Annotated in this window: 20 protein-coding genes and 2 pseudogenes; 8 read left to right on the top strand and 14 right to left on the bottom strand. The window is 59.7% G+C overall.

The annotated features are described in order from the left end of the window. Window positions 1-76: 76 nt before the first annotated feature. The gene (locus R6254_RS07495; RefSeq protein WP_318405650.1) at window positions 77-1,045 is read left to right on the top strand and encodes a Bug family tripartite tricarboxylate transporter substrate binding protein; all 969 of its coding nucleotides are present in this window, start codon (window positions 77-79) and stop codon (window positions 1,043-1,045) included. 34 nt (window positions 1,046-1,079) lie between these two features. Here the strand turns inward: R6254_RS07495 and R6254_RS07490 are convergent, their stop codons facing one another. Next, complete coding sequence (locus R6254_RS07490) at window positions 1,080-2,276, bottom strand: serine hydrolase domain-containing protein (protein ID WP_318405648.1); 1,197 nt, start codon at window positions 2,274-2,276, stop codon at window positions 1,080-1,082. A 182-nt stretch (window positions 2,277-2,458) separates the two neighbouring features. On the opposite strand from R6254_RS07490, the gene R6254_RS07485 reads away from it, so the two are divergent. Continuing rightward, window positions 2,459-2,623, top strand: coding sequence for a hypothetical protein (locus R6254_RS07485; RefSeq protein ID WP_318405646.1), 165 nt, complete (start codon window positions 2,459-2,461; stop codon window positions 2,621-2,623). Window positions 2,624-3,237: 614 nt separating this feature from the next. On the opposite strand, the gene R6254_RS07480 is transcribed toward R6254_RS07485, so the two are convergent. The 6 genes from R6254_RS07480 to R6254_RS07455 all read right to left on the bottom strand — a co-directional run bounded on the left by R6254_RS07480 (window position 3,238) and on the right by R6254_RS07455 (window position 9,237). Further along, on the bottom strand, window positions 3,238-4,233 hold the full coding sequence (locus R6254_RS07480; RefSeq protein WP_318405644.1) for a Bug family tripartite tricarboxylate transporter substrate binding protein: 996 nt from the start codon (window positions 4,231-4,233) through the stop codon (window positions 3,238-3,240). Window positions 4,234-4,272: 39 nt separating this feature from the next. Continuing rightward, window positions 4,273-4,581, bottom strand: coding sequence for a DUF4387 domain-containing protein (locus tag R6254_RS07475; protein WP_318405642.1), 309 nt, complete (start codon window positions 4,579-4,581; stop codon window positions 4,273-4,275). After that, complete coding sequence (locus tag R6254_RS07470; RefSeq protein ID WP_318405641.1) at window positions 4,574-5,965, bottom strand: acyclic terpene utilization AtuA family protein; 1,392 nt, start codon at window positions 5,963-5,965, stop codon at window positions 4,574-4,576. Before R6254_RS07470 ends, R6254_RS07475 begins: the two co-directional genes overlap by 8 nt. Further along, window positions 5,962-7,353: an MmgE/PrpD family protein gene (locus tag R6254_RS07465; protein WP_318405639.1), complete on the bottom strand. Its 1,392-nt coding sequence runs from the start codon at window positions 7,351-7,353 to the stop codon at window positions 5,962-5,964. Before R6254_RS07465 ends, R6254_RS07470 begins: the two co-directional genes overlap by 4 nt. Before the next feature lie 5 nt (window positions 7,354-7,358). Next, the gene (locus R6254_RS07460) at window positions 7,359-8,447 is read right to left on the bottom strand and encodes a TauD/TfdA family dioxygenase (RefSeq protein ID WP_318405637.1); all 1,089 of its coding nucleotides are present in this window, start codon (window positions 8,445-8,447) and stop codon (window positions 7,359-7,361) included. Between the two features lie 109 nt (window positions 8,448-8,556). Then, window positions 8,557-9,237 (bottom strand): GntR family transcriptional regulator, encoded by a 681-nt coding sequence (locus R6254_RS07455; RefSeq protein WP_318405635.1) that lies wholly within the window; start codon window positions 9,235-9,237, stop codon window positions 8,557-8,559. Window positions 9,238-9,379: 142 nt separating this feature from the next. On the opposite strand from R6254_RS07455, the gene R6254_RS07450 reads away from it, so the two are divergent. The 4 genes and pseudogenes from R6254_RS07450 to R6254_RS07435 all read left to right on the top strand — a co-directional run bounded on the left by R6254_RS07450 (window position 9,380) and on the right by R6254_RS07435 (window position 12,635). Beyond that, complete coding sequence (locus R6254_RS07450) at window positions 9,380-10,342, top strand: Bug family tripartite tricarboxylate transporter substrate binding protein (RefSeq protein WP_318405634.1); 963 nt, start codon at window positions 9,380-9,382, stop codon at window positions 10,340-10,342. Between the two features lie 141 nt (window positions 10,343-10,483). Further along, window positions 10,484-11,710 (top strand): alpha/beta hydrolase, encoded by a 1,227-nt coding sequence (locus tag R6254_RS07445; protein WP_318405632.1) that lies wholly within the window; start codon window positions 10,484-10,486, stop codon window positions 11,708-11,710. 285 nt (window positions 11,711-11,995) lie between these two features. Further along, a pseudogene (locus R6254_RS07440) lies at window positions 11,996-12,208 on the top strand (IS3 family transposase); the annotation flags it as partial. Window positions 12,209-12,212: 4 nt separating this feature from the next. Next, on the top strand, window positions 12,213-12,635 hold the full coding sequence (locus R6254_RS07435) for a hypothetical protein (RefSeq protein ID WP_318406098.1): 423 nt from the start codon (window positions 12,213-12,215) through the stop codon (window positions 12,633-12,635). 172 nt (window positions 12,636-12,807) lie between these two features. Here R6254_RS07435 and icmF read toward each other — a convergent pair whose 3' ends face one another. From icmF to R6254_RS07400, 7 genes are all read right to left on the bottom strand, one after another. Next, window positions 12,808-16,101 (bottom strand): fused isobutyryl-CoA mutase/GTPase IcmF, encoded by a 3,294-nt coding sequence (icmF, locus tag R6254_RS07430; RefSeq protein WP_318405630.1) that lies wholly within the window; start codon window positions 16,099-16,101, stop codon window positions 12,808-12,810. Window positions 16,102-16,125: 24 nt separating this feature from the next. Continuing rightward, window positions 16,126-16,965 carry a PPK2 family polyphosphate kinase gene (locus R6254_RS07425; RefSeq protein WP_318405628.1) on the bottom strand — a complete coding sequence of 280 codons (840 nt, stop codon included), beginning with the start codon at window positions 16,963-16,965 and terminating at the stop codon, window positions 16,126-16,128. A 128-nt stretch (window positions 16,966-17,093) separates the two neighbouring features. After that, window positions 17,094-19,031, bottom strand: a complete 1,938-nt coding sequence (locus tag R6254_RS07420) for a TRAP transporter large permease subunit (RefSeq protein WP_318405627.1) — start codon at window positions 19,029-19,031, stop codon at window positions 17,094-17,096. A 3-nt stretch (window positions 19,032-19,034) separates the two neighbouring features. Beyond that, the gene (locus tag R6254_RS07415; protein ID WP_318405625.1) at window positions 19,035-19,661 is read right to left on the bottom strand and encodes a TRAP transporter small permease subunit; all 627 of its coding nucleotides are present in this window, start codon (window positions 19,659-19,661) and stop codon (window positions 19,035-19,037) included. A 93-nt stretch (window positions 19,662-19,754) separates the two neighbouring features. Beyond that, window positions 19,755-20,873 (bottom strand): TRAP transporter substrate-binding protein, encoded by a 1,119-nt coding sequence (locus tag R6254_RS07410; protein WP_318405624.1) that lies wholly within the window; start codon window positions 20,871-20,873, stop codon window positions 19,755-19,757. Between the two features lie 165 nt (window positions 20,874-21,038). Beyond that, complete coding sequence (locus R6254_RS07405; RefSeq protein ID WP_318405623.1) at window positions 21,039-21,503, bottom strand: DUF6691 family protein; 465 nt, start codon at window positions 21,501-21,503, stop codon at window positions 21,039-21,041. A gap of 16 nt (window positions 21,504-21,519) precedes the next feature. Beyond that, window positions 21,520-21,930 (bottom strand): YeeE/YedE family protein, encoded by a 411-nt coding sequence (locus R6254_RS07400; protein WP_318405621.1) that lies wholly within the window; start codon window positions 21,928-21,930, stop codon window positions 21,520-21,522. A 74-nt stretch (window positions 21,931-22,004) separates the two neighbouring features. On the opposite strand from R6254_RS07400, the pseudogene R6254_RS07395 reads away from it, so the two are divergent. Both R6254_RS07395 and R6254_RS07390 read left to right on the top strand, forming a co-directional pair. After that, window positions 22,005-22,505: pseudogene (locus tag R6254_RS07395) on the top strand (MBL fold metallo-hydrolase); the annotation flags it as partial. A 174-nt stretch (window positions 22,506-22,679) separates the two neighbouring features. Next, complete coding sequence (locus R6254_RS07390) at window positions 22,680-23,120, top strand: rhodanese-like domain-containing protein (protein ID WP_318406079.1); 441 nt, start codon at window positions 22,680-22,682, stop codon at window positions 23,118-23,120. Window positions 23,121-23,151 lie beyond the last annotated feature (31 nt).

The following is a 23,151-nucleotide window of genomic DNA, read 5'->3' as shown; positions in this document are numbered from 1 at the left end:
TGCCAGGCGTTTAGCCCGTGCGCCCTTCCTTCATTGTTCCTCCGCTCTGCGCGCGGACCTTCCAGGTGATCCATCCATGTTTCGACAGCTTTCTTCTTTTGTGTTGCTCGCCCTCGCATTGACGGCGGGTGCGGCGCAGGCCCAGTCCTACCCGGCCAAACCGATCCGCATGATCGTGCCTTTCCCACCGGGCGGCGGCACCGATATCCTGTCGCGGCTGGTGGCCAACAAACTCACCGAGGTCAGCAAGTGGACCGTGATTGCCGACAACCGCGCGGGTGCCGGCGGCACCATCGGTATTGCCGAAGCCGTGCGCGCCGCGCCTGCGGGTTACGACATGGTGATGGGCCAGAAAGACAATATGGTGGTCGCCCCCTGGTTGTACAAAAACCTCAGCTACGAGCCGACCAAAGACCTGGTGGCCGTGGCGCATGTGGCGTATACGCCGGTGGTGATTGTCACCAACACCAATTCGCGTTTCAAGTCGCTGGCCGATGTGGTGGCTGCCGCCAAGGCCGCGCCCGATACCATCACTTATGGCTCGCCCGGCAACGGCACGACGATTCACCTGGCCGGTGAAATTTTCAAGACCGCCGCCAACATCAAGATCCGGCACATTCCCTACAAAGGCTCCAACGCCGCCCTGATGGACGTTCTGGCCGGCAATGTGGACCTGATGGTGTCGTCCCTGCCGTCGGCCATGAGCCAGATCAAGGCCGGCAAGCTGCGCCCGCTGGCGGTCACCTCGGCCCGCCGCAGCACCTCGCTGCCCGACGTGCCCACCGTGGCCGAGCTGGGCTACAAGGACTTTGACGTCAGCACCTGGTATGGCCTGTTCATGCCGGCCGCCACGCCCAAGGACATCGTTGCCACCGTGCATGCCGAGGTCAACAAACTGCTGGCCACGCCGGAGATGAAGGCCGCCATCCAGGCCCAGGGCGCCGAAACTCAAAACATGAGCGCCGAGCAGTTCTCCAATCTGCTCAAGACCGACTACCAAAAGTGGAAGGGCATTGTGCAGGCGTCGGGCGCCACGATTGAGTAAGGCTTAAGCGGTCGCTGGCGCGCGCTTAACTTCACTAAGTTAGCCGCGTCGCCGCCGCAAACAGCTCAAAAAACTCACGTTGCCACGGCCCTTCACTGTCCACGGCGGTTTGCACCATCACCGTCTGCGTCTTGCGGTCAATCAGCACACGCTGGCCGTGGTGGCCGTTCATCATCATCCACGAGCCGTCGGCTTTCGGGTGCCAGAAAAAACACTTGTAGCCCATGCCGTTCATGGCCGTGCCATGGCGCACCTGGCTATCCTTGTCCGACCAGGACGCACATTCGTTGATCCAGCGTGCGCTGACCACCTGCCGGCCGTCCATCGCGCCGTTTTGCGCCACCAGCTGGCCCAGGCGGGCCCAGTCGCGCAGCCGGGCCGCGAAGCCAATGCAGTTGTACTCCCGGCCTTTTGAATCGGTCAGCCAGCTCGCGTCGGCTTCGGCGCCCATGGGCTGCCACAAGGCCTCCTGGCAAAACGCCGCGAGTGTTTTGCCGGTGACCCGGCGTATCACCATGCCGACCGTCAGCGGACACAACTCGTTGTAGTTGTAGCGCGTGCCCTGCGGACCTTCGCTGAGGCTCCAGTCCTTGACCGTCAGTTCGAGGTCGCTGTTTTTACGCAAAAAAGCCTTGGGGTAAATCTGCGGGTTGTCGCGGTCATGCAGGATGGCCGCGCCGCTGGACATATTGGCCAGGTTGCGCAGCGTGATGCCGCCGTGCAGCGTGCCCTGGAGCTCCTCGACATAACTTTGCGCCGTGTCGTCCAGCGAACGGATCAGGCCGCGGTCCAGGCAAATGCCCAGCAGCAGGGAGGTGATGCTTTTGGCCATGGACCAGCTGGTCAGGCGCATCTGGGGCTGGCGATCAAATGGGTGATGCTCGGCCAGGATCACGCCCTGGCGCGCGATCAGCAGGCCGGTGACGGGCAAGCCCTTGACGTACTCCGGCACCGTTTTACTGAAAAGCCCCCAGCGGTAGCTGAGATCGTCGCGCAGGTCGACGCTGAGCGGGCTGTCGTGCAGCGGCGCGGCGATGTTGTGCCACGGGAACATTTTTTCGTAGCCGCCCGAATAATTGCCCACACGCAAGCTTTTGTGGCCGGCCCAGTTGGGCGGGCTGCCCCAGCCGCCGGGGTAATCCTGGGCTTGGCCCCAAGCTTCACTGGCCTGCGCGGCGGCAGGCAAGAGGGGCAGGGCGGCGGCGGACAGCAGGAGGGCGCGTCTTTTCATGGCGGAGCTCAAAAAACTGGTTATGGCTGACTATCGACGAAAAAGTAGCGAAAACCCCGCGCCATTCGGTCTTCCAATCTGCCAATTTCCCTGTTTTTTGCTCCAGTCCATGGCCCCCGCGGCAAGGCTGCGCCGGATTGTGGCCTAATTAGGGGTTTCACTAACCCGAACCGGAGTCCTTCATGCCGAAAAAAATCAGAGTCGAAGCCGACATTTGCGCCCCTAAACCCATCCCTGCCGCAGGCATGACCCGCACCGCCGGCCGTGGCCAGAAAATCAGCCTGGAGCGTGGCACCTGGACGCGCAGCAAGAAAAACCCGGGCAAGCGCCCGCACAAGGGCGGCTAAGCCCTCTCGACGGTTCACCCGCCCATCGCGTCAAGCTGATGGGGGTGTCTTTGCACAAGGCCCCGATCTCCGGGGCTTTTTGCTGTCCGCGCGACGGTTGGGCCAGACGCCACGCGTCATTGACATCACGCGAGGTCTGTTTTTCCTCTGCATGATCCCGGTCCGCCCGGGTTGCTTTCCGGATTCGCTTGTGGCAACTCGCTGTGGCAGACGCCACCACCACCTTCCTGCATCTTCGCGACGGACTTCTACTCTGTTCGGGGCTGGTCGTGTTCTGGACGGCGCTGCATGGCGAGCGCTGAAAAGATGGAGGCCCAATTTATAAGAGAAATTGGCCTCTAGCCCATATGGGGTTGGCGCAAGCAGCTATTGAAAATATAGCGAGCTAGAGCCGCCAATGCACATGTGACTTGACCCAAAAGCGGGAAGGTGACTTTAATCAATACCTACCTCTCAATCACGATTACTGGAAGTGGCAACCCTCTGATGTTGTACGCGGAATCATCGCGCTGCCTGCGGGATTCACCCAAAGGGCAACGGAGATTTCTGCGTGGATGAGTGACCAAGTATGGTGCTACTCCTTTGAGCGTCAGCGACTGCGTAAAGCCCCTCCCTCAATCAACCGGATAGCGGCGCACCAGATCGTCGAACAGGGTCTGCTGCTTCTTGATCTGATCGGCAAACGCTGTAGGCCCTGCCAAGACGGGCTCTGAGCCGGACATGGAAATCGCCTGCTGAACGGGAATCTCTCGAGCCACGGCGTTGACTGCGTTGGACACGCCGTTGATCACCTTCGACGGCGTTCCCTCTGGGGCAAAAATCCCGTACCACGTCAAGACTTCCAGTTCTGAAACGCCAGATTCCGTAGCCGTAGGGATCTCGGGAAACGCCTTGACCCGCTTCGGGCCGTTGACCATCAGGATCTTCAGCGTGCCGGTCTTCTGGTGCGCGGATGCGGAGGCCAGTCCAGAAAAGGCCAAAGTCAGGTTGCGCGCGATCACATCCGTCACCGCTGCGCTGGCGCCTCGATAGTTGACATAAATCATGTCCGTGAGACCCGTGGCCGCGATAAAGCGTTTGGCCGCAACGCGAGAAAGGGTGTCTGACCCACCGATCGAACACGGCTCTGATCGGGCTTTGCAATACTTGACCAACTCAGACAGGTTGCTCGCGCCCGTTCTTGGGGAAATGACCATCACCGATGGGGCTTCCGCCACCGATGTCACCGGTACCAATCGTGCGACGGGGTCGATCTGCTTGAACCCGGGCTGATACTTTGTGACCAGGATGGTGGGCACCTGGAGCAGCAGCGTCAGGCCATCGGGCTTGGCGTCGATTACTTTGCGGGTTCCGATTAAGCCATCGGCTCCCGCTACATTTTCGACGATGACTGACTGCTTCCAATAGATGGCCAGTTGGCGGGAAATCGCCCGGGCCGTGGCATCCGTTCCGCCACCCGCAGAGTACGGCACGACCAAGGTCACGGGTCGGTCGGGAGCCCAGGACTCTGCCATGCGTTTGGAAGTCTCCTGGAGGGTCGCCGTGGCACACGTGGCGAGAAGCGTCAACGCGCAAAAGGAAAGCTGCCGGGCGGCCAGTATGGTGTTCATTATTTGTCTCCTGTCGGCCCCGATGGGCATTTGTTGTATTTAGCTCAATTCGACATCCAGCAGCCGGATGTACTGTTGGCCGCCGTGCATGTCACGCTCGTGCGGCCCGCCTTGCGGGCGCTGTCGTGGATAGGAAATCTTCAAGACAGACAAGTCCGGAACAAGAAACCGCTTGACCTGGCTCGCCTCGACATGAAAAAGCGCTCCTATTGCCGCGGCTTGCAGTTCATTCGCATTGGCATAGCGATCAAAAGCCGGGCGGTCGGGAAAGGAAAGGTCCAGAGTTATCCAAAACGGTCCCGCGTTCTTGGATCGAACATGACGGCAAATTTCGCTGACTTTAGGCATGTTGCAGTTCCCCCATTTCGACGAACTCGCTTCGAACCAATTCCAGCGGGTCGTCCACACGGACAATGTGATTGAGCATGAATTCGTAAACTGCGCCCCGTTCGATATCGGCCGGCGAGAAGGGGAATGCGTAGCTTGGCAGCGGAGTGTCCCGATTCAGCGGCATGTGGAAGAAGAGCGGGTTGCACGTCTTGGCGATCTGAGTTGCCAGCGCCTGCGTGTGTGCGGTAGCAACAAATAAAAGACCTATCTCCACGGGCACAGTACTGTTGGACGGCATAGGCAGGCCGGAGACGGCATTCCATCCATACGGCCTCAACGAGATGTCGAAGCTACCCGCAGCTTCTCCCATGGTGTCAACAACGCGCTTGACTAGGTGCTGATGCATTTGCGCCAGGAATCGCTCCAATTCGGCCAGTACGGCGCGATCCTGAATGCCGATCAACATGATCGTTTGATACGCTCCGGTAGAAGCTCCTTCAAGTTTCATCGTGTAGGGTTTCTTGATAAAGCGAGACCCGCGCACGACCACCACTCTCTCGTTCACTTCTGCATAGTGGGCTTCGGCGACGTCAAGGACGCCGCCCGGTTCATGCAGCTCGAACGGGTCACTGTTCTCGTAGAGCATGTGCGCAGATACTGTGCGCGGAGTGCATGCGTTGGCAGCGCTCAAGGGCTCGACTTCAAAAGCGTCCTTCCCGACCCGGATCATCACGCCGCCATCACGGGAATTCACCGTGCACAGCCCACCGCACTCGGCGATTTTCCCGGCATGCCAGGCCGCTCCTGCGCCGGCGCCGCGTGCCAGCGGCAGCGCGGCAAGGACGGCCGTATCGGTCGTGCGCCCACCGAGAACAATGTCTGCGCCAGCTTCCAGCGCCGCGATGTAGGGCTCAGGGCCCATCAAGGCAACTATGCGGTCGCACAGGCCGAAGAGTTCAATGCCATTTCCGTGCATCGGAGCCAGAGGCGTGACGTGGCCAGCAGCTGCCTTGTTTCGCAACAAGGACGGTTGTTGCTCGGAGTAAAGCAGCGCGATGCGAGGGCGGAGCTTGTGCTCGCGACAGATTTCCAAAGCAATGTCGCGGGTCCAGTTCAGAGCATCGTCGCAACCGGACGTACCGCACGACCCGATCAGCAATGGCAAGCCCGAGCGTGCCTGTGCTCGCATCAAGATCGCCAGGTCCGTCTTCACCGCGCTGCGGGAGTACTTGGGCGTACCTGTAGCAAGGTACGCTGGTCCGCTATCGGTCGAACCGGCGTCGCAGGCAATGACGTGCGCTCCGGAAGCAAGGCCCGCTTCAACGTCAGACTCGCGCACACCTGCGCCGAGCGCGCCTGTCGGAACCAGTACGTTGATCGTATCTTTAAGTCGTTCAGTCACTTCTGCACCTCAAGAAGTTTGGCGATTCTGGCCACATTGCCGCATGTTTCGAGAAGCTGCAGCGCAGCGTAAGAATCTTCGACCTGCGATTGCGGCAGCAGCCGACCAGCGCAATCGCTGTATTTCTCATGGATTTCCTCGTCGGACATCGGATCCTTCCCACCCCTGCCGAGCTGATGCGGAGCGTGAACAGTCAACGTGGTGCCATCGCGCTTCTTGACCGTAATGTCCGCCGCCATTTCGTTGTTTTCCTCATGAGCGGCCGACTGTGTCGTGGGTGGGTATGCGGAAACTGAGGTCCGATCTAGCAATTCGCGCACTCCAGACTCCAGAAAGGTGTCGCCCTCGAAGTGGCGAAGGCGGGGGGGGCCATCTACCAAAGCGCGCGCCGCGGCGTATTGAATGCTGAACTTGGCCCCCAGCGCCGATTGGGGGAACGGGTTGTTCGTGTGAGGCAAGCGCCGGCGGTTTGTCATGATCTCGATACTCTCGACATCCGCTGGTATCAACCCTTGGCTCCGCAGGGACAGCATGGCGCGGATAGCAGGGTGCGTGCTGCCACAGCAGGGGAATTGCTTGACGCCAACAGATTCCTGTTCAACCTCAAGCCCGTCGCCCGTTTGCGGCAGGAGCCTGTTGATGTTCACATTCGCCAATCCGTCGTATGTCGCGAAATATCCCTGCTTGTGCTCCAGCGCTGCTGGGTTGCCGGTAAAGCCGCTTGCGGCCAGTTGGGCGGCCATCAGACCGTTGCGGACGCATTGGCCTACGTGCAGTGGCTTGGTCATTGTTCCAAAATTTGCCTTGATGCCTCCCGCGAGGGAAGCGGCAATTGCCAGTGCGGTCGCGGTACCGTTTACATCAAGTCGAAGCAGCCTGGCGCCGGCGGCTGCGGCACCGAACACGCCCAATGTTGAGGTGGGATGCCATCCGCGCTCGTAGTGGTCGGGATTGACGACACGGCCGATGCGGCATTCAGCCTCAAAACCGACGATATACGCCTCGAGCACTTGATCGCCTTTAGACCCTAGCGCTTCGCCCAAAGCGAAGATGACGGGCACCAGAGTGACAGACGGATGACCTCCCATGGCGTGGGCCATGTCGTCGTAGTCCGCCGCATGAGATGCCGTGCCGTTGATGAACGCTGCTTCGAGCACGCCCGCGCGGCGAGTCCCGCCAAAAACAAGCGCATTGCCAGAGGTGACGTCGCCGGCGAGTGCCCGCTGCAACACGCTGACCACCGGTTCTGTCGCACCCAGCAAAGTCACTCCGATCGTGTCGATGATGCCGCTGATGGCGATGCGCTTTGCTTGAGAAGAGATGCTGTCAATGGTGATCGACTGAAGATGGTCGGCCAGTCTGAACGCAATAGTTTGAGTAGCGTCCATCATCTTCAATCCTGGGCTTGCACGGTTTCGAAGCTGTATTTGCCTGTACGAGACGGGAATCCACCGCGCACAACGCCGGGGCGTTGGTCTTGGTAGATAGGCGCCATCTGAGGGCTGAGCCCACGAGTGTTCGGCATCGAGAGCCACATGCGCAGGAGGTGGCGCTTGCGGTCGTCTTCGGGGTAGTCCTCGAATTCCGTACGCGCATGGTAGGTCACGTGGTTGTTCAGCAGCTGGATGTCGCCGGGCTCGAACATCATGCCGAAGTGGAAGCGCTCGTCGTTGGCCAGCTTGTTCACTAATTTGATGGCTTCCAACTGCTTTTCAGGCAGAGGTCCAAGCTCCTTGAAGTTCTCGTGAGCTGCCAGGATGTGGGTGGCGATGTGTCGGCACGCAAACTTGCCGTCGTGCTCGGAGTAAATGGGTTGCTGGTAGTAGGACATTTCGCCCGGCGCCTCCTGGCCCTTCCAGCTCCAATAGAAGGGCTGATAGAGGACATCAAGCAGATCCGGACGTGTGGCTGCGATCTCATTGCGGATTGCCACCGAACTGCAGATCATGGATCGTCCGCCGCTCTTGGCGGTGCGCATCACGATCAGCGCCACCACGTCGGCTGTGTCGGTATGAAAGCCCAGGCCCTGCTTGGACATATAGCCGCGGCCAGTTGCGCTGTTGACGTCTTGGCCGAAATTGCGCACGTCGCCAAGCAAGTCACCCTTGCTGCTTTGCGATACGGCCGTGCCGAGATACAGCCCCATGCCCCAGTACAGAAGGCGAAGGTCATCGCGGGAGTACTTCTGAGCAGGCAGTCCCCGCAAAACGACAATGCCGCGCCCGTTTTCGAGTCGGTCCTGGATTTCGGGAACGATCTTGTCGAACACCGTGAGCGGAAAGTTTTGTTTCGTGAGCTTATCGATGGAGATGCCCGCGTTCTTCGCCTCCTGTAGAGCGTGATCAAGGTCGGCGATTTTTTCGGGCGAGAGCTGGATGATCCATTCGCGCGTGTCGGCCATGTCGGCTGCGAGCCAGTTGGACTTGCCGTGGTATGCGTCCGCGGCTGCCTGAGGCTTGGTTACGGGGGGGGCAACTGTCATGATCATCTCTCCTGGAATCGTTAAACAAATAGTGCGTGGCGCAGGGCCAAGCCGACACCGCCCCTGCTGGGCACCGCGTCGCGCGAAGTGAAAGGGTTATGCGGCCTGTCTACTGACCACCTAAACGCGCCAGGATCGTGAGTCGAACCTGATCTACGTGATCCTGCATGGCCTTCTGCGCGCGTTGTCCATCGCACGCTATCAGTGCCTCGATGATCTCCAGATGCTCCGCACAAACACTCTTTCGGCGGGAGGGAAGGCGGCCAAACTTGAACATCGACGTGCGCGTCTTGAGGTCGTCGATCATTTGTTGCAGCACCGGATTGCCTGAAGCCTGTGCGATCAACGCATGAAGATCCCGGTCGCTGGCCGCGAATTCCGGCGTGACAACATCCTCGGGCAGCTTCAATGCCTGTCCGATGCGGGTCTTAAGATGTTTGAGTTGCGCCACCGGTACCCGGCCGGCCGCGAGGCGCGCAGCTTCACCTTCAAGCATGCGCCGAACGTTGAGAATGTGCATGTATTCCTCGACCGGCATCGCGCGAACCACCAATGCACCACTGCGCTGACGCTCAAGGAACCTTTCGCCTTCAAGGCGCCTGACGGCCTCCCGCAGCGGCGTTCGCGAAATACCAAGCTGAAGGGCAATCTGTCTTTCAGTCACCACCTCGTTCGGCGCCAGTTCACCGCTCATAAGCATTCCCATCATTGCTTTATGGGCTAACTCGGAAAGCGCCGCTACCGGCTCAGCGTCATTTGTGGGCAGCTCAACTGTCGTTTTTGCATTCATGTTTTGCAGTATAGGACAAAATTCCCATAGTGTCCAGTTGGTATACCACTTGCGTAACGAAAGTACATCGCCGATACTCCGGATTCCTTGCACCGCGTCCCGCGCGTGTTGCTGAATAGCGTAGAACAACCGGAGACAACCCTTGAATCACTTCCGCCGCAGCTTGGCCATGTTCGCAGCAGCCACATCGTTCTTATCCTCAGTCGCCTTCGCGCAGGGTGCCTACCCCTCAAGACCGATTCACTTTGTAGTGCCTTTCGCAGCCGGAGGCGAATCGGACATCGTCGCGCGCCAGATCGCTACTAAGCTCGCCGCGCTACGCGGTTACACGGTCATCGTGGATAACTATCCGGGAGCTGGTGGAAATCTGGGTGCTGAAAAAGCGCTGAAAGAGCCAGCAGATGGCTATACCTTGCTCGTCATTTCTGGTGCCTACGCTGCGAACGCGGCTGTCACAAAGCCAAATTCTGATCCTGTTGCCGCCATCCAACCGGTGATTCAGTTCAGCAGCCAGCCAAGCGTTCTCGTCGCAAACCTTAAGTACAACTCAGTCGCAGAGCTGTTGGACCAAGCGCGCAAGTCGCCAGGAAACGTGAATTTCGGATCCGCGGGCATTGGAAGTCTGGGCCATCTCTCAAACGAGAACTTTGCTCTGGTGACGGGAATATCTCTCAATCACATTCCCTACAAAGGCACTAGTGGTGCGGTGGCAGATTTGGCGGGCGGGCAGATCGACATGATGTTTGCGGGCGTGACTGGCGCAAGTGCATTGGCAAAGGGAAGCAAGATCCGAATGCTTGCTGTCACGTCGCCGAAACGTTTGCCGGGCCTTCCTGACGTGCCCACTCTTTTAGAAAGCGGCGTCCCCTTCTCGTCCTCGCTGTGGCATGGGTTGGTGGCGTCAAAGAATGTGCCGCCTGCCGTCATCCAAAAATTGAACGCGGATCTGAACGTTGTACTCCAGGATCCAGAGGTAGAGTCAAAATTCAGCGCGGCAATGCTCACACCCGTGGGTGGGACGCCGAAGCAATTCAGGGATGTCATTGTCAGTGAACTCGATCGACTTAAGCTCATCGTTAAGGCCGCCAAAGTCAAGCCTCAGTGACGCGCTTCGCATGATCCGCGCTGCAGCGCGGATCAGCGAGTACGGAAGGGTTGAAAGAAGAGGACGGCCCGAGTCAAAAATCAAGCTGGCAACGCACATTCAAACGCAGCGCGCTGGCACCCAAATTACTTAATTCCAGACATGACCCATACATTATTCGGTTCGCTGAAGCGTGCCCTCGTCCCGTGCCATAACGCATTCGCGACAACTGGGTTCGTACCGCGAGCTATGCGAGTAACGGTCAGTGCCGCCTTCGCAATTGGTGTCGCCGGGTGCGGCACCATAAACGCGCCCCGCGGGGAAGCTGTTGCTGGCGTTGCATCCATCGCAAAGCAAGGCGTCTTGTTTGTCGGTGGCAAATACAAGAATGGCCCGGCCCAGGGCATGACGGATCAAGCGTACGTCTTTTATCAGATTCCCCAAGGCTATCAGCCAGGACGCGACGGCAAGTGGCCCATCATCATGGTCCACGGCAGCGAACAGACGGGTGCGAACTACCTCGGCACGCCTGATGGTCGGCCAGGTTGGGCTTGGTACTTCGCCAGCAAGGGTTGGCCGGTGTATGTGATTGACCAACCCGGTCGCGGCAAGTCCGGTTACTTCCCCGAAGCTTATGGCGCTCAGGCCAAGTCACCGCAGTCTGCTCGAGTTCAATCGTTGTTTGCAGGTCCCGAGTTGACGCAGCCACTCACTTGGCCAGAAGCTTCCTTGCACACGCAATGGCCAGGAGGGAGGGGAAGTGGCAAGCCGGGTAACGAAGCCTTCGACCAATTCATGGCTTCACAGGTTGCGAATATGCCTGAGTACAAGCAAGCGCTCTCGTTGACCACTGAAGCAATTGGCCAATTACTTAAGAAAATCGGGCCGGCCATCTTGATAACGCATTCAATGACGGGGCCCATTAGCTGGATGGTTCCGCAAGCCAATCCAGGGAAGATTAAGGCAGTCATAGCCGTCGAACCAACAGGTAACTCCAGTTTGCGGGGTGATTCAGCTCCTGGCAGCCCATGTGGACTAACCGACGAGTGCCTGACTTTCTTGCCTGCGGTTCAGGGAGCAGTGAACTTGGGTTTAACCAAGGTAGCGTCACCAATTCCGGGACTACAAAGTTGCTGGCTCCAAAAAGAGCCAGCACGTATGTTGCCCAACCTCGGTATTCCCATTCTTATTTCGACCGGCGAGGCGTCCTATCACGCTCAGTACGATCATTGCACTTCTGCCTTCTTGAAGCAGGCTGGAGTTCAGAACACCTGGATTAATCTCGCATCGGTGGGAATCAAAGGGAATGGACATATGCAGATGATCGAGTTGAACAGCTTTGAGATTGCAGACTTCTATGAAAGGTGGCTTCTGCGAACCGCGCGTTAAGCGATGTTGGCGTGGGCTCAAGACTTGGGCTTGATTGGCACGGAGTCCCCGTCGGCCTCACTGCGAATCCTCGGAGTCGGCGCTGAAGCGCGGCACCCCATCTGCCCGCGCCTCTTGCGTGATTGGCGTTAACATTCTTGCGCACAGGGGTGCTAAAAATCATTGATCACCCATCAATCCAAGAAGATCAAGGCTGCTCGCGGGCTACAGGCCGATGGCGCATGGTCAATCAATATCGGCACCCCGGGGGTGCGGGCAAAAACTTGGACTACTTGGAGGTAGTTCATGTACTCGTACGAAGATCGCATTCGAGCGGTTAGGCTCTACATAAAACTCGGGAAACGCACTGGCGCGACCATTCGGCAATTGGGTTACCCAACAAAGAATGCGCTCAAGAGCTGGCATCGAGAATACGAACAAGGTCGCGATTTTCCGGTGGGCTATGTGCGTTCGAGATCGAAGTACTCGGCCGAACAGAAGAAAGTGGCCGTCCAGCACCGGCGTGTCGGGCAGCAAGATCCAAGCTGGAACGGTAAGTCTTCCTGCCGGCGTCAGGCGCAAGTTCTACGATTGGGATGACATCGAGAAACAGGTTATTGCTGCCATCGAGTCTGGGGACGCCAAGCCACCTCACACGCTAGCGCGAGAAATGGGACTTTGTGAAAAGCAGTTTTGTCTCAAACTCGGAAAAACGATATACCGACTTCGTCTAGCCGCGGCGAGCAGAAAATTGATGGAACGTGACCGAGAGTATTCGGATATCAAAGTGCGGTTGGCAGAAAAAATCAAGTTCGCAAAACAAAACCGGCAACTTACTTCGAGGGCTGCCATGTCCAAGAGTTTAGGCATTGGGATTAACAACCAGACGTTTCATAAAGCCTACGATGACCTCAAACCCCTCTTGGTGAAGAGCCCTCACCGCTAGCCTCTGAAAAACAAAAAGCCCAACTGATCGCCAGTTGGGCTTTTTTTACGCTGATCTTTTTGGTCCCATTCGTTCAAGAACGAAATGAGGCATAGATTGGCCGAGAATTAAATGAGGTTAACGGCAGTCTTTTGGCCAAACTATGGGTTAAGTAGCAAGAAAGCGGCCGAACCTACATATTGCGCCGGTACTGCCCGCCGACCTCGAACAGCGCGTTGGTGATTTGCCCGAGCGAGCAGACGCGCACCGCATCCATCAGCACTTCAAACACATTGGCATTGGCGATCACGGCTTGCTGCAGGCGTTTGAGCATGGCCGGTGATTCGTTGGCGTGGCGTTGCTGGAAGTCGTGCAGGCGCTTGAGCTGGTTTTGTTTTTCTTCGTCGGTGGAGCGCGCCAGCTCCAGCTTGTCCTGCACGGCGTCACCGTGCGGGTTGCGGAAGGTGTTGACGCCGATGATGGGCAGCTCGCCGGTGTGTTTGAGCATTTCGTAATGCATGGACTCGTCCTGGATGCGGCCGCGCTGGTAGCCGGTTTCCATCGCGCCCAGCACGCCGCCGCGCTCGGCGATACGTTCAAACTCGGCCAGCACGGCTTCTTCCAGCAGTTCGGTCAGTTCCTCGATGATGAAAGCGCCTTGTGACGGGTTTTCGTTTTTGGCCAGGCCCCACTCACGGTTGATGATGAGCTGGATCGCCATGGCGCGGCGCACCGATTCCTCGGTCGGCGTGGTGATGGCTTCGTCAAACGCATTGGTATGTAGGCTGTTGCAGTTGTCGTAAATCGCAATCAAGGCCTGCAAGGTGGTGCGGATGTCGTTGAACTGAATTTCTTGCGCATGCAGGCTGCGGCCTGAAGTCTGGATGTGGTATTTCAGCTTCTGGCTGCGTTCATTGGCGCCGTATTTTTCCTTCATGGCCACGGCCCAGATGCGGCGCGCCACGCGGCCCATCACCGTGTATTCCGGGTCCATGCCGTTGCTGAAGAAAAAGCTCAGGTTGGGCGCGAAGTCGTCGATGTGCATGCCGCGCGCCAGGTAGGCTTCGACAAAGGTGAAACCGTTGGACAGCGTGAAGGCCAGCTGGCTGATCGGGTTGGCGCCGGCTTCGGCGATGTGGTAACCGCTGATGGAGACGCTGTAGAAGTTGCGAACCCGGTTGTGCACAAAATACTGCGCGATGTCGCCCATGACCTTGAGGCTGAACTCGGTCGAGAAGATGCAGGTGTTCTGGCCCTGGTCTTCCTTCAAGATGTCGGCCTGGACCGTGCCGCGCACGTTTTCCTGCACCCATTCGCGGATTTTCGCGGCTTCTGTCGCTGTCGGCTCACGCCCGTTGTCTTTTTTGAACTTGTCCAGGTTCTGGTCGATGGCCGTGTTCATGAACATGGCCAGGATGGACGGCGCCGGGCCGTTGATGGTCATGGACACCGAGGTGGACGGGTTGCACAAGTCAAAACCGTCGTACAAGACCTTCATGTCGTCCAGCGTGGCAATCGACACGCCGGAGTTGCCGACCTTGCCGTAAATGTCTGGTCGCAGATCGGGGTCGTTGCCATACAGCGTGACCGAGTCGAAGGCGGTGGACAGGCGTTTGGCGGCCATGCCTTCGCTGAGCAGCTTGAAGCGGGTGTTGGTGCGGAAGGGGTCACCTTCGCCGGCAAACATGCGAGTCGGGTCTTCGCCTTCGCGCTTGAAGGCGAAGGTGCCGGCGGTGTAGGGGTAGCTGCCGGGCACGTTGTCCAGCATCAGCCACTTGAGGATTTCGCCGTGGTCTTCGTATTGCGGCAAGGCCACCTTGCGGATGGGTGTGCCTGACAGGGACTTGGTGATCAGCGCGGTGCGGATTTCCTTGTCGCGGATTTTCACCACGTATTCGTCGCCGGCATAAGCGGCCTGCATGTCCGGCCATTGGGCCAGCAGCGCCCGGGCGTCACCGTCCATGCGCGCCTTGCGGTGGCCGGCCAGGTCGAGTGCGGCTTCGGCAGCAGGCGCTCGGTCTGGTTTGTCGATCTTGAGCATGGCGGCGGCGGCCTTGAGTTGCTGCACTTCACGCGCCAGTTGCGCTTGGGCTTTAGCGCGTTTTTTGTAGCCACGGACGGTGTCGCTGATCTCCGCCAGGTAACGCGTGCGCGCTGCGGGCACCACGGGGGTCTGGTTGGTGCTGTGGCGCACATCCACCAGCGGCAAGGCGCCGTCACCCAGCGTGAGGCCTAGCACCGCCAGACGCGGTTTGAGCGCCTGGTACAGCGCGGTGACACCATCGTCGTTAAAACGCGCGGCCATGGTGCCGAACACCGGCATGTTGTCGGCCGGGGTGGTCCAGGCTTCCTTGTTGCGTTGCACCTGTTTGGAAACATCACGCAAGGCGTCCAGCGAGCCCTTGCGGTCAAACTTGTTGATGGCGACAAACTCGGCAAAGTCCAGCATGTCGATTTTTTCCAGCTGGCTGGCGGCGCCGAACTCGGGCGTCATCACATACATGGGCACATCCACATGCGGCACGATGGCGGCGTCACCCTGGCCGATACCGGAGGTCTCGACCACGATCAGATCGAAGCCGGCCACTTTGCAGGCCGCAATCACCTCGGGCAAGGCCTTGCTGATTTCGCTGCCGAACTCGCGCGTCGCGAGCGAGCGCATGAAGACGCGTTGGCCCTGGCTCCACGGGTTGATCGCATTCATGCGGATACGGTCGCCGAGCAAGGCGCCACCGCTCTTGCGGCGCGACGGGTCGATGCTGATGATGGCGACACGCAACTGGTCGTTCTGGTCCAGCCGCAGGCGACGGATCAACTCGTCGGTGAGCGACGACTTGCCGGCGCCGCCGGTGCCAGTGATACCCAGCACCGGTATTTTTTTGCTGGCCGCCTGCGTCCGCAGAGCCTCGACCAGGGCCGGCTTGGCTTTGTCGTTTTCAAGCGCGGTGATGAGTTGAGCCAACGCCCGCCAGGCCAGTTCGCCATGGCCCGTGATGGCCTGGAGGTCTTTGGGCGCAAAACCTGTCATGTCCTGGTCGCAACGCATGACCATCTCGCCTATCATGCCGGCCAGGCCCATTTTCTGGCCATCTTCGGGGCTGTAGATACGCGTCACGCCATAAGCTTGCAGCTCGCGGATTTCCGGCGGAACGATCACGCCGCCGCCGCCGCCAAATACCTGGATGTGTTCGCCGCCACGGCTTTTGAGCAAGTCCACCATGTATTTGAAATATTCGACATGGCCGCCTTGGTAGGAGCTGATGGCAATGCCTTGCACATCTTCCTGTAGCGCGGCCGAGACGACTTCATCGACACTGCGGTTGTGGCCCAGGTGAATCACCTCGGCGCCCATGCCTTGCAGGATGCGCCGCATGATGTTGATGGCGGCGTCGTGCCCGTCAAACAAGCTGGCGGCGGTGACAAAACGCACCTTGTGCGTGGGGCGGTAGCTGGCAAGGGCCTTGTATTCGGCGGACAGGTCGGTCATGGCGTGGTCTTTCTCGGGAAGGCTTTAAGGGATCGTCAGGTTCTGGAGCCCGGGATCGCTGGGCGGATAACGCAGTTTGAGCTTTTTCAGGGTGTCCTGCACGACGCTGGCAATCATCAGGTTGCGGTGCGTTTTGGAATTGGCGGGCACGATGATCCAGGGCGCCTGTGCTGTGCTGGTGGCGCGCAGCAAGGCGTCATAAGCCTTCTGGTAGTCGGCCCATTGCTTGCGCACTGTCAGGTCGTCCAGGCTGAATTTCCAGTGTTTGGTCGGGTCATTGACCCGCTCTTGCAGGCGCTCACGTTGTTCTTCAAAGCTGATGTGCAGCATGAATTTGAGAATGACGGTGCCAGTCTCACTGAGCAGGCGTTCAAAGTCGTTGATGTGCTGATAACGCTGCGCGGTCTCCTCGGGCGTGATCCATTGGTTGACCACGGGCACCAGCACGTCTTCGTAGTGGCTGCGGTTAAAAACCATGATCTCGCCGGCGCCGGGCATGGTCCGATGAATGCGCCACAGGTAGTCGTGCGCACGTTCTTCTTCCGTGGGTGCTTTCCAGCCAACGGTGTGGACACCCAGTGGGCTGGTGCGGCTGAAGACGCCGCGTATCGTGCCGTCTTTGCCCGAGGTGTCCGTGCCTTGCAGCACCACCAGCAGCTTGAAGCGCCGGTCGGCATAAAACAGGTCTTGCAGCGTATCGAGCTCCAGCGCCAAAGCCTCCACCGCGGCCTTGTCCTTTTCCTTGTCGCCGGACGACCAGGGTTTGGCGCCCGGGTCCAGCTTGGACAAAGAAAAAGCCGCCGCGCGTTTTCCTGCGGGCTGCCAGTCGGTCAGTGCCGGGCTGGGAGGGTTCTTTTTTGCCATGAAGACCTCAGCGGGGTGATGAAGTTGAGTTGACGTTTACGTAAACGTCAATATTACCGCGTTCCCAACAAAAAAGGGGCGCTTGCGCGCCCCTGTAACCGTCAAAACAGCATTCCTTGTCCGGCCGGTCAACCGTAAAGGTACTGCGGCAGCCACAGCGTCATGCCTGGCCAGATGTACATGAACACCATGCAGAGGATCACGATCAGCATGTAAGGCATCATGCCCGCGAAGATCTGGTTGATCGTGACATGTGCCGGCGACACCCCTTTCAGATAGAAGGCCGACATGGCCACCGGCGGTGACAGGAAGGCCGCCTGCAAGTTGACGAAGACCAGCACACCCCACAAGATGGGGTCGATCTGAAAATGCTGCAGCAACGGCAAAAAGATGGGCACAAAAATAACGATGATTTCGGTCCACTCCAGCGGCCAGCCAAGGATGAAGATGATGGCTTGCGACAGCAGCAGAAACTGCAGCGGCGACAAATCCATGGACAACACCCATTCTTCCACCACACGCTGGCCGCCCAACAGGGCGAACACGGCCGAGAACAGCGCCGAGCCGACAAACAGCCAACACACCATGGAGGTGGTTTTGGCGGTCAGGAACACGGCTTCCTTGATACGCTGGAAGTTCAGCGTGCGTGCGTGCCATGCCATCAAAAAGGCGCCGGCCGCACCCACCGCCGCCGACTCGGTGGCCGTGGTGATGCCAAACAGGATGACGGCCAGCACGATCAGGGTCAGCAGCGCCAGCGGCATCACCGAGGACACCAACATGCGCAGGATCTCGAACTGCTCGGCATCAAAACGCCAGTAGTACCAGCCCAGCAGCAGCAGGCTGATGGCGCAGGCGATCCAGAAGCCGGTGTAAAACGCGGGCGGCACGGCCGCTGTTTGTGGCCCTTGGGCCGACGGGTCGCCAAACTGTTCCATCGCCGGCTCGCCCTGGCTGCCTGAGGCTGGCTCTTTCACATCGCTGGAGCCTGGCGGGGCTTGCAGGCCGTCCTCGGTCGGGGGCTCACTGAGACTGCCTTCGGCCGGCGGCTCTTGCAAAGTACCGGCGGCTGGGGCTTCCTGCACGCCGCCGGCCCCAGGCGATGCGGGGGTCTCCACGCCGGTTTTGGCGGTTTGTGTCACCTGGGCGGTATTGGCGTTGTTGTCTTCCTGGGAATGGATGACCACATACCACCAGGCGGCACCCAGCAAGGCAGCGGTCAGCGCCAGTGGCACCAACGACAGCCCCAGGCTTTTGACCAGCAGGCCACGCGTGATGGTCACACCTTCTGCAGCGCCGCGCAGCGCCTTGCCCGGCGCTGCGGCGGCCGCCGCCAGGGCGGGCAACATGCGACGCGAATACACGTTGGACACATGGGCCACCCAGGGCGGCACCGGCACCTGTTGTTGCTCGGGCGGCAGTTTGGGCGCGATTTTCGGATTGATCAGCACCCAGCCGATGATGTAGATCAGGTACAGCAGTGCCAGGAAGAAGCCGGGGAACATGGCCGCGGCATACAGCTTGACCACCGACTGGCCGGCGACCGCGGCGTAGACAATGATCATCACCGACGGCGGGATCAGGATGCCCAGCGTGCCACCAGCCGTGATCACGCCGGCGGCCAGCCGCGTGTCGTAACCGGCGTTGAGCATGGGCCGCATCGCGATCACCCCCATCAACACCACCACGGCGCCCACCAGGCCGCTGGCAATACCCCAGAAGGTGCAGATGATCAGCGTGGTGACGGCCAGCGAGCCGGGCACGCTGCGAAATGCGAGTTGAACGCTGTGGAACATCTTGTCCACCAGCGCACCGCGTTCCATCACATAACCCATCAACACAAAAAGCGGTATCGATAAAAGTGTTTCGTTGGTCATGGCGCCAAAAGCGCGTTGCACCATCAGATCGAAAATCCGGTTGTCCAACCACGGTGCGGCGGGATCGTAAAACGCGACATAGCCGAACAACATGCCCAGCCCCATGAGGGTGAAGGCCGTCGGAAAACCCATCATGATGACCACCACGATGAGGCAAAGCATGGTCATGCCAAGTGCTGCATTGCTCATGATTTATCCCTTCATCCCTTGGGATTTTTCAATGGCCAATTTTTTCGCCTCTTCATCGACGTATTCACTGCCGGCGAGCTGCTGCGCGACCACGTCGGATTCTTGAGCGTCCTTCAGGCGCGGCGTCCAGACGCCGGTCCGAATACACACGAGGCAACGCAGCATTTCTGCAAGGCCCTGCATCAACACGATACCGCCCGCCAGCGGGATGATGAACTTGAAGGGGTAGACCGGAATCGGGTCGGCGTTGAAGGTTTGTTCGTGGATGGCCACGGAGTCCTGGAAGTAGGTCCATCCGGCCCAGGTGAGCGCCGCGATGCCGGGGATGAAAAACACCAGGTAAAGCACAAAGTCCAATGTCGCCTGCGTGCGCGGTTTCATGGTGCCGTAAAAGAAGTCGCCGCGCACATGGCCGTCATGCGCCAGGGTGTAGGCCCCGCCCAGCATGAACAAGGTGCCGTACAACATGTTGTTGGCGTCATAAATCCAGGCTGTTGGTGCGTTGAGCGCGTAGCGTTTGAAAACCTCGGCGCAAACCAGAAGCATCAACACCACAATCAGCCAGGCCGCAGCCTTGCCAACCCAGGTGCTGATGTGGTCAGCCGTGTGAATAATTTGTTGAACGTTCATGAAAATACTCGTTGGCCCAGGGTGGAGCGGCACAAAACAAAACCAGCCATCCAGAGAGACCGGATGGCTGGCGTCTTCAAGGGAATACCGGGATCAGGCTTTTTTCTTGCTGAAATAGTGGTTGTAGGCCATCTTGAAATCCACGGTGTAGTCGTTGTGCCACTGGCCGGCGCGCTGCGCAAAGGCCTTCTGGGAGTCGAGCACTTTCTTGAACACTGGATTTTCCGCCGCCTTTTTGGCAATCGTGGTGTCCCACGCCGCCAGCTGGGCGCGCAGCACCGCATCCGGCGTTTTGTAGAACTTGATGCCCTGTTTCTTCATGGCTTCGTAGTCCTGCGAATTGCGGTCGATGGCCTTCCAGCTCATGTCGGCGCTGGCGGCCTGCACGGCGTAGTCGATGATGGAGCGCAGCTCTTGCGGCAAGGCGTTGTATTTGCCCTTGTTGAACAGGATTTCGAACTGCTCGCCGCTTTGGTGGAAGCTTTGCAACATGCAGTTTTTCACCACATCGGGGAAGCCCAAGACACGATCGCTCGAGGCGTTGTTGAACTCGGCGGCGTCGATCAGGCCCCGGTCCAGCGCCGGCACAATCTCGCCGCCCGGCAGCGGGTTCACGGCGGTGCCCATCACAGTGAACATGTCCACCGCCAGGCCAACGGTGCGGAACTTCAGGCCTTTCATGTCTTCGACTTTGGCGATCGGTTTCTTGAACCAGCCCAGGGGCTGGGTGGTCATGGGGCCGTACAGGTAGGACACCACGTCCATGTTGATGGTTTTGTAGATTTCGTCCAGCAAGGCCTTGCCGCCGCCGTAGTTGTGCCAGGCCAGCACCATGTTGGCGTCCATGCCGTAGCCGGGGCCGGAACCCCACAGGGCCAACGCCGAGTTTTTGCCGTAGTGATAGGCCACCACGCCGTGACCGCCATCCAGCGTGCCCTTGTTGACGGCTTCCAGCAACTGGAAGGCCGGCACCACGGCGCCTGCAGGCAGCACTTCAATCTTGAGCTTGCCGCCGGCCATGTCGTTGACCTTCTTGGCAAAGTCGTTGGCGTATTCGTGGAAGATGTCCTTGGCGGGCCAGGTGCTCTGGAAGCGCAGCGAGGTGGTGGTCTGCGCCGTGGCCAGCATGGGCGCCGACATGGCGCCGGCACCGGCGGCCATGGCGGCCCCCTTGAGCAGGCTGCGACGGCGCGGGGTTTTGATATCGGTCATGGCTTGTCTCCTGTTGTTAAAAAACGTTAGCAAGCTATCTTTTGTCATTGACGTCTTGCATGTAAGAGGGTTTTTACCAACCGGGCAGAGGCAATTGCACTTAATTGCGGTGAAACGGTTCATCCGGCCTGGGCCAGCGTTCTGTTGTCAGTTTCCTGTCAAGCTTCAAGCCACTGGGCGTTGTGTCCAGCGCCGCGCCAAGGCCATGCCGGCGAGCATCGCCAGAACAAATAGCCCGGCGTCCAGACCGCCGATCAGCAGCGAGGCGAGCGCCGGTCCCGGGCAATAACCCACCAGCCCCCAGCCGACACCGAACAGCGCCGCCCCCAACAACAGCTTGCTGTCGATGTCGCGGCGTGTGGGCAGTTCAAATTTATCGGCCAACCAGGGCTTGCGGCCAGGGTGTTGACGGGTGGGCGGCGTGAGGGCAAAGGCCAGCAGCATGATCAGCAGCGCGCCGCCCATCACAAACGCGAGGCTGGGGTCCCAGGGACCGAAACGAACGGGGTCAAAGATACCCGCCACATTCAGAAACCCCATCACCTTGGCCGGCTGCGTCATGCCGGAAACCACCAGCCCCGCGGCAAACAATGCACCCGACGCCAGGGCCAGCAACATTCTTTTGATCATTTTGGCCTCCAGCCCTTTATCTGTATGCGTAAGCAGCTATAAAAACCGTAGCGACTCCGGCGCCCATGAAGGTCAGGGTCGCCACCAGCGAGCGCAGCGAACGGCGGCCCAGGCCGCAAACGCCATGGCCGCTGGTGCAGCCGGAACCCAGCACGGTGCCAAAACCCACGAGCAGGCCGGCGACCAGCAGCAGCGGCAGAGGCCGCAGCGGTGTGGCCGGCGGCTGCAGCCAGGCGGCCGTTGCCGCACCGGCCAGCACCAGACCGGCGAGAAAGGCCCAGCGCCAGGCGACATCCGTGCGGTCGCGGCTGAGCAGGCTGGACACAATGCCGCTGATGCCGGCGATGCGGCCCAAGGACGCAAGCAACAGCCAACTGGCCAGCCCAATCAGCAGGCCGCCCACGAGGGATTGCAGGTAGGGATGCATGAACGACTCCTTAACGTTCTAAACTTGTTATTGATCCCTGTCCGCATAACGTCTGCCCCCGTCCGGAGACCCCCATGAACCCGATTCAGCTTTTTGATCCCGCCTCCAGCACCTACACCTATGTGTTGTTTGATAGCGCCACACGTGAGGCTCTCATCATTGACCCGGTGGACCAGCAGGTCGAGCGTGATCTCGCGGTTTTGCGCGAGCACGGTTTGACGCTCTTGTGGACCGTGGAAACCCATGCCCACGCCGACCACATCACCAGCGCCGGGCAACTGGCCGAACACACCGGCGCCCAGACCGCGGCACCGGAAGGCTGCGGCATTGCGACGGCCGCCAGCCAGCTCAAGGACGGCGACGTCTTGCAGTTCGGCGGCGAGCACATCACGGTGATACACACGCCAGGGCATACGGCCGGCAGTGTGTGTTATCTCTGGCGCCACCATCTGTTCACCGGTGATACCTTGCTGATCAATGGTTGTGGTCGCACCGATTTTCAATCGGGCAGCGCTGAGGCTTTGTACAAAAGCATCACGCAGCGCCTGTTCACCTTGCCGGGCGACACCGTGGTCTGGCCTGGACACGATTACCAGGGCCGGACCCAGTCAACGATCGCGGCCGAGAAAGCCGGCAATGCACGCATCGCCGGCAAAAGCCTGGCCGAGTTTGTGGCCACGATGGCCCAGCTCAACCTGCCCCGGCCTGCGCGCATGGACGAAGCGCTGCCCGCCAATCAGCGCTCGGGCATGGTGGCCAGGCGCCACGATGCCGGCGGCGGGGATGGGCCGCAGCCCGCAGCGGGTTACGCCGGCAATGTCTCGGCCCAACTGGCCTGTCAGTGGTGGCAAGCTGGCGAAGCGGTCTTGATTGATGTACGCACTGACGCCGAACGCGAATGGGTCGGCTTTGTGCCCGGTGCCGTGGCACTGGCCTGGAAGCAATGGCCAGGCATGGCCCTGAACCCGGTATTCGACGCCGGCCTGCAGGCCGCCGTGCCGACCGGCAAAAAGGCCGTGCTCTTGTGCCGCAGCGGCGTGCGTTCGATCGCGGCAGCCAAACGCGCCACCGAGTTGGGGCTGGAGGCCTACAACATTCTTGAAGGTTTTGAAGGTGACCCGGACGCAGAGGCGCATCGCGGCGCACGCGGCGGCTGGCGGTATCGCGGCCTGCCCTGGCGCCAGAATTAGGCCCCCACATTCGCTCACTTCGTGTAGCTCT

It is taken from the genome of Polaromonas potterensis (assembly GCF_033446725.1).
Taxonomy (GTDB): domain Bacteria; phylum Pseudomonadota; class Gammaproteobacteria; order Burkholderiales; family Burkholderiaceae_C; genus Polaromonas.
This window is presented reverse-complemented; position numbering and strand designations above follow the sequence as displayed.

What these genes read in the sequence shown, in the direction of transcription:
- R6254_RS07495 (WP_318405650.1), top strand. Translation starts at nt 77, where the DNA reads ATGTTTCGACAGCTTTCTTCTTTTGTGTTGCTCGCCCTCGCATTGACG.
- R6254_RS07490 (WP_318405648.1), bottom strand. Translation starts at nt 2,276, where the DNA reads ATGAAAAGACGCGCCCTCCTGCTGTCCGCCGCCGCCCTGCCCCTCTTG.
- R6254_RS07485 (WP_318405646.1), top strand. Translation starts at nt 2,459, where the DNA reads ATGCCGAAAAAAATCAGAGTCGAAGCCGACATTTGCGCCCCTAAACCC.
- R6254_RS07480 (WP_318405644.1), bottom strand. Translation starts at nt 4,233, where the DNA reads ATGAACACCATACTGGCCGCCCGGCAGCTTTCCTTTTGCGCGTTGACG.
- R6254_RS07475 (WP_318405642.1), bottom strand. Translation starts at nt 4,581, where the DNA reads ATGCCTAAAGTCAGCGAAATTTGCCGTCATGTTCGATCCAAGAACGCG.
- R6254_RS07465 (WP_318405639.1), bottom strand. Translation starts at nt 7,353, where the DNA reads ATGGACGCTACTCAAACTATTGCGTTCAGACTGGCCGACCATCTTCAG.
- R6254_RS07460 (WP_318405637.1), bottom strand. Translation starts at nt 8,447, where the DNA reads ATGACAGTTGCCCCCCCCGTAACCAAGCCTCAGGCAGCCGCGGACGCA.
- R6254_RS07455 (WP_318405635.1), bottom strand. Translation starts at nt 9,237, where the DNA reads ATGAATGCAAAAACGACAGTTGAGCTGCCCACAAATGACGCTGAGCCG.
- R6254_RS07445 (WP_318405632.1), top strand. Translation starts at nt 10,484, where the DNA reads ATGACCCATACATTATTCGGTTCGCTGAAGCGTGCCCTCGTCCCGTGC.
- icmF (WP_318405630.1), bottom strand. Translation starts at nt 16,101, where the DNA reads ATGACCGACCTGTCCGCCGAATACAAGGCCCTTGCCAGCTACCGCCCC.
- R6254_RS07425 (WP_318405628.1), bottom strand. Translation starts at nt 16,965, where the DNA reads ATGGCAAAAAAGAACCCTCCCAGCCCGGCACTGACCGACTGGCAGCCC.
- R6254_RS07420 (WP_318405627.1), bottom strand. Translation starts at nt 19,031, where the DNA reads ATGAGCAATGCAGCACTTGGCATGACCATGCTTTGCCTCATCGTGGTG.
- R6254_RS07415 (WP_318405625.1), bottom strand. Translation starts at nt 19,661, where the DNA reads ATGAACGTTCAACAAATTATTCACACGGCTGACCACATCAGCACCTGG.
- R6254_RS07410 (WP_318405624.1), bottom strand. Translation starts at nt 20,873, where the DNA reads ATGACCGATATCAAAACCCCGCGCCGTCGCAGCCTGCTCAAGGGGGCC.
- R6254_RS07405 (WP_318405623.1), bottom strand. Translation starts at nt 21,503, where the DNA reads ATGATCAAAAGAATGTTGCTGGCCCTGGCGTCGGGTGCATTGTTTGCC.
- R6254_RS07400 (WP_318405621.1), bottom strand. Translation starts at nt 21,930, where the DNA reads ATGCATCCCTACCTGCAATCCCTCGTGGGCGGCCTGCTGATTGGGCTG.
- R6254_RS07390 (WP_318406079.1), top strand. Translation starts at nt 22,680, where the DNA reads ATGGTGGCCAGGCGCCACGATGCCGGCGGCGGGGATGGGCCGCAGCCC.